Genomic DNA, 4,322 nt, shown 5'->3' on the forward strand with positions numbered 1-4,322 from the left:
AAGAAGGATATGGATTCGTTGTCGATCTGGATTTGGAGAAATTCTTTGACCGTGTTAACCATGATCGCCTCATGTTGAAGATTTCGGAGAAAGTGAAGGATAAGAAAGTTCTCCTGCTTATCCGTAAATACCTGCAATCGGGCGTGATGGAGAACGGTTTGGTTAAACCGACGAATGAAGGGGCGCCACAAGGCGGACCTCTTAGTCCGTTATTATCCAATATCGTACTCGATGAGTTGGACAAAGAATTGGAGAAACGTGGACACCGCTTCGTCCGCTATGCGGACGATTGTAACATCTACGTGAAAACCCAAAGAGCAGGCGAACGAGTCAAGGCATCCGTTACCCAATTCATCAAGAGAAGACTAAAGCTAAAAGTAAACCAAGCGAAGAGCGCGGTAGATCATCCATGGAAGCGAAAGTTTCTAGGATTTAGTTTTAGTATGAGAAAAGGGCTGCTTAAGATAAGGATTGCAAAACAATCCCTACAGAAAGCAGAGACCAGGATTCGGGAGATAACCTCTCGAAGAAGGGCGATGAAGATGAAAGAGCGAATCAAAGAGCTGAACCAATACTTAATTGGTTGGTGCGGATACTTCTCGCTGGCGGACACGCCAAGTGTCTTTCTGAATATGGACAAATGGATTCGAAGAAGGCTAAGAATGTGTCTTTGGAAGCAATGGAAGAACGAAAACCAAAGTCAAACGGCTTATCTCCTTAGGCATGCCTAAGGATAAAGCCTTTGAATGGGGAAATACCCGAAAAGGGCACTGGCGAATTGCAGGAAGTCCAATATTGAGCAGGGCACTCAATAATCGCTATTGGGAATCCCATGGATTGAAGAGCTTAGCGGACAGATATAACTCGTTACGGAATATTTCATGAACCGCCGTATACCGAACGGTATGTACGGTGGTGTGAGAGGACGGGGGCTAGCCGCCCCCTCCTACTCGATTCTTCACAAAATAAGCGGTTATATAAAGATGTCCTGATGGATGTTGAGCTAACTGGAAGAATAGCCCAAACAAAAGGGTCTGTGGTAAAACGTGGATGTAGCCTTAGTCGATGTAATGTTGAGTCCCAATAATTGTGATGGGCTGGATACAGCCTTAGAACTTAAACAGCTGGGGTTCTCCAATATTATTATGTTAACGGCCTTAAATGACAAGGATATTATCTTGATGGATGCCTTTGATAAAGGGGCTATTAATTATATTATGAGGACTTCCTTCCCCAAAGCAGTACGAGAAGCATTTAACGATAATGCAGGTATTCATCCAGACGCATCCCATGTATTGATTTCTGAATTAAAGAAGGAACGACGGCTGATCAAAATTCTATAGAGAGAGAGGTTTATGACCTGAAAGAGAAGGGCTTGAACAGAACCGAAATAGCGAAGCATCTCTTTAAATCCGTTGAGACTGTAAAGAAGCAAATCAAGCACATAAAAATCAAAATAAAGGGTTAGCCACATTTAACGGCTAACCCTTTTGTTTTTTGGCACATAATAATATTACTTAATATATAATTTCTCCAAAGCCTCTCGTTGAGGCTCTCGAATACTAATGATCGGACGGATACTCTTAGCCTTCAGCTCTGCTTCTTCGATCGTTTGAGCTAATCCGAGCTCAAGTAAAGTCCCAATTGCAACGGCACCGGTTCTTCCTTTACCGCCACCGCAATGAAATCCAACCTTTTTACCACTCTTGTAAGCATCAGTGACATGTTTAATCGCTTGCTCGAACAATTCGGCTTGTGGCGTTTCGGAATTATCTCCGATGGGAACTTGAATCTTCGTTACCTGATTATCTGATTCGCCGCTTGCGGAAGATGATTCTTCGCGTAAATCAACGATAACTTCACACTTCGCTTCTGATATCATATCTTGAACGTCGGCAGCTCCGCCCATATAAATTTGATCGCCAACAAGGGCATGATAATTTTTAGACATCGAGTTTGATCTCCTTTAAGTTATTGCATAGCAAAAACTGTTTCATCAGTAAAATCAAGGTTTATAAAATAGTTTTTTTGAAGGATGTGAATGGAACCGATACCGGTGCAGATGGCGGAGCGCAGCACAGGGAAAGATCTTTGGTTTCACCAGCAGATTCGAATTCGGAATCTTCCTTGGTATAAAAGATCTCCCACGCATTGCCATCCGGATCGTAAACCCAAACTTTATCTTGAACAGCATAACAGCAGGTCGTGTTCATTTCATCAATAAGCAGCAGATCAGCTTGACGCAAACGTTCGCCCATGGCAAGAACCTCTTCGGTGTTGTCTACTTGAAAGCCAAGATGGTTGAGGACGCCATTCTTCTCGAAAGGACGTACATTTAACGAGAAGTGTAAAGCAGGGCTATCTAGTTCAAACTTCGCGTAATTGTCCTTTACTTTCGTCGGTTCAGCGTTAAAGAAGCTGCGGTAAAATGCCAGTGACTTCTCAAGATCCGAGCAGTTTACCGCAACGTGCATGCGTTTAATAGCTGCCATTATTACTCGCCATCCTTTAAGAATGCTTCTATACGAGCTTTAATCGCATCTCTAACAGTGCGGAATTGAGTCATGATTTCTTCTTCGGTACCCGTAGCTTTGGCTGGATCTTCAAAGCCCCAGTGCCATTTGATCACATTTGGATTGGAGATAACAGGGCAATGCTCGTCGGCATGTCCGCATAAAGTGATTACATAAGTTGCACGATTTAGAGTCTCAGGATCAATCACATTAGACGAATGGTTTGAAATATCCACGCCAGCTTCTTGCATGACTTGGACGGCGCGGGGATTAAGGCCATGCGCTTCTAAACCTGCGCTTTTCACCTCGTAACGATCTCCGCCAAGCGCGTTCATGAATCCGTCTGCGATTTGACTGCGGCAAGAATTACCGGTACACAAGAAGTAAATGAGTTTCTTTTCCATGTTTGGTGATCTCCTTTTGGATAAGGTTTAGTTTAGGTTGAGAGTTAGATTAACTAATGACTTTGAGCCATAAATAAAGACCCGTAAGCGTAATAAACAAGACGGGTATCGTCAGTACAATACCGGTTTTGAAGTAAGCCCCCCACGTGATCTTCACGCCTTTACGGGAGAGGACGTGCAGCCAGAGCAGGGTGGCCAAAGAGCCAATCGGGGTTATCTTAGGTCCAAGATCAGAGCCGATCACATTGGCATATACGAAAGCTTCACGCAGTGCACCAGTTGGGTTCGTGCCATGAATAGCGAGGGCATCGATCATAACCGTTGGCATGTTATTCATGATGGATGAAAGGATTGCTGCGATAAACCCGGCACCGATTGTGGCAGCGAACAAGCCTTGATCGCCAACCCACTGAAAGACTTTTCCGAGTTCGTCGGTGAGTCCCACATTCCGAAGCCCATAAACGACGACATACATCCCGATGGAGAAGACAACAACCGCCCAAGGGGCTTCTTTTACGATTTTTCCTGTGTGGATCTCAGGGCTACGTCTAGCAATGATGATGAAAGCAATGGCTGCTATACCAGCTATGATCGATACAGGAACCTTGATGTATTCGCTGGTCAAATAAGCGACCAATAGAACCGAAAGGATGATCCACGAAATTTTAAACAGATAAGGATCTTTTATCGCGTCTTTAGGCGCTTTTAACTGGGTCAAGTCATACTGCTTGGGAATACTGCGTCTGAAGAATAGAAAGAGCACTAGCAGACTTGCACCTACCGAGAAGAAAGTGGGAACAACCATCCGGCTGGCATATTCAACAAACCCGATATCAAAGAAGTCGGAAGAAACAATGTTGACGAGATTGCTTACGACAAGTGGAAGAGAGGCCGTATCCGAAATAAAACCGCTGGCGATGACAAAAGGAAGAATCATTCGCTCGTCAAATTTCAAGGCTCTAACCATCGCAAGAACGATTGGCGTTAAGATGAGCGCTGCGCCATCATTAGCAAAGAAAGCAGCCACAGCAGCGCCTAACAAGATGACATAGACGAACATCAATGTACCATTTCCTCTAGCAAAACGTGCCATGTGCAAAGCGGCCCATTCGAAAAAACCGATTTCATCTAAGATAAGCGATATTAAGATGACCGCGACAAAGGCGAGTGTTGCATTCCATACAATTAGGGTGACATCCCATACATCCGTAAAACTAACGACTCCGGCAATTAAAGCTAAAACGGCTCCGCCGCTTGCGGACCAACCGATATTTAATCTTTTTGGCTGCCAAATAACAAAAACTAAAGTGACTAAGAAAATAAGGGACGCGACAACAAGCATAAATCCTCCTAATAAATAATTAATTACAGCTTTCCGTAAGAGCTGCTTCGAGTTGATTTTTCA

The 4,322-nt window shown here is 44.1% G+C and carries 5 protein-coding genes and 1 pseudogene; 2 read left to right on the forward strand and 4 right to left on the reverse strand.

The features are described from left to right. Together ACFPYJ_RS08010 and ACFPYJ_RS08015 are read left to right on the forward strand one after the other, a co-directional pair. Window positions 1-885: pseudogene (locus ACFPYJ_RS08010) on the forward strand (reverse transcriptase domain-containing protein); the annotation flags it as partial. Between the two features lie 161 nt (window positions 886-1,046). Next, on the forward strand, window positions 1,047-1,343 hold the full coding sequence (locus ACFPYJ_RS08015) for a PleD family two-component system response regulator (RefSeq protein WP_379187575.1): 297 nt from the start codon (window positions 1,047-1,049) through the stop codon (window positions 1,341-1,343). Window positions 1,344-1,513: 170 nt separating this feature from the next. On the opposite strand, the gene ACFPYJ_RS08020 is transcribed toward ACFPYJ_RS08015, so the two are convergent. From ACFPYJ_RS08020 to ACFPYJ_RS08035, 4 genes are all read right to left on the reverse strand, one after another. After that, window positions 1,514-1,951 (reverse strand): protein-tyrosine phosphatase family protein, encoded by a 438-nt coding sequence (locus tag ACFPYJ_RS08020; RefSeq protein ID WP_379187576.1) that lies wholly within the window; start codon window positions 1,949-1,951, stop codon window positions 1,514-1,516. A gap of 61 nt (window positions 1,952-2,012) precedes the next feature. Beyond that, window positions 2,013-2,492 carry an ArsI/CadI family heavy metal resistance metalloenzyme gene (locus tag ACFPYJ_RS08025; RefSeq protein ID WP_379187577.1) on the reverse strand — a complete coding sequence of 160 codons (480 nt, stop codon included), beginning with the start codon at window positions 2,490-2,492 and terminating at the stop codon, window positions 2,013-2,015. A gap of 2 nt (window positions 2,493-2,494) precedes the next feature. Further along, entirely contained in the window at window positions 2,495-2,917 is a 423-nt protein-coding gene (gene arsC, locus ACFPYJ_RS08030; protein ID WP_379187579.1) for an arsenate reductase (thioredoxin), read from the reverse strand. A 49-nt stretch (window positions 2,918-2,966) separates the two neighbouring features. Further along, window positions 2,967-4,259: an arsenic transporter gene (locus ACFPYJ_RS08035; RefSeq protein WP_379187580.1), complete on the reverse strand. Its 1,293-nt coding sequence runs from the start codon at window positions 4,257-4,259 to the stop codon at window positions 2,967-2,969. Window positions 4,260-4,322 lie beyond the last annotated feature (63 nt).

This window comes from Paenibacillus solisilvae (assembly GCF_042656405.1).
GTDB lineage: Bacteria > Bacillota > Bacilli > Paenibacillales > Paenibacillaceae > Paenibacillus_Z > Paenibacillus_Z solisilvae.

Coding starts and splice junctions, on each gene's coding strand:
- ACFPYJ_RS08020 (WP_379187576.1), bottom strand. CDS start 1,951: ATGTCTAAAAATTATCATGCCCTTGTTGGCGATCAAATTTATATGGGC.
- ACFPYJ_RS08025 (WP_379187577.1), bottom strand. CDS start 2,492: ATGGCAGCTATTAAACGCATGCACGTTGCGGTAAACTGCTCGGATCTT.
- arsC (WP_379187579.1), bottom strand. CDS start 2,917: ATGGAAAAGAAACTCATTTACTTCTTGTGTACCGGTAATTCTTGCCGC.
- ACFPYJ_RS08035 (WP_379187580.1), bottom strand. CDS start 4,259: ATGCTTGTTGTCGCGTCCCTTATTTTCTTAGTCACTTTAGTTTTTGTT.